This window comes from Curtobacterium sp. P97 (genome assembly GCF_023712445.1).
Classification (GTDB): domain Bacteria; phylum Actinomycetota; class Actinomycetes; order Actinomycetales; family Microbacteriaceae; genus Curtobacterium.
The window spans coordinates 1-380 of sequence record NZ_JAMAYF010000237.1; the positions used below are offsets into that span (position 1 = coordinate 1).

The 380-nt window shown below is 61.1% G+C and carries 1 protein-coding gene; it reads right to left on the bottom strand.

The window, feature by feature from the left end; translation table 11 throughout:
• Positions 1-380: ATP-binding cassette domain-containing protein (locus M3677_RS18890; RefSeq protein ID WP_368859926.1), on the bottom strand; the 380-nt coding region annotated here is incomplete at both ends.

The following is a 380-nucleotide window of genomic DNA, read 5'->3' on the forward strand; positions in this document are numbered from 1 at the left end:
GTTACGGACTGGATGCCCTCGGCCAACAGATTCCAGTTCGGAGTACGAGCCCTCGAAGATCAACTTTCCCTCGGACAGAACGACGAGTTGCGACACCAAGCCCTGGAGATCCTCAAGTAGGTGGGTCGAAACAATGACCGTCCGATCCTCGGCGAGCTCACCGAAGAGGGATCGCACCCCGATCCTTGATGCCGGGTCAAGGCCTACCGTCGGCTCATCAAGCAGTAGTACAGCCGGATCGCCGACAATCGCACACGCGATTCCCAGTCGTTGACGCACTCCACCCGACAGGGACTGAACACGCTCATCGACGCGGTCGAGAAGCCCCACACGATCGAGGGCTGCGCGTGCCCTCGCACGGCATTCGCCCGGTTCAACCC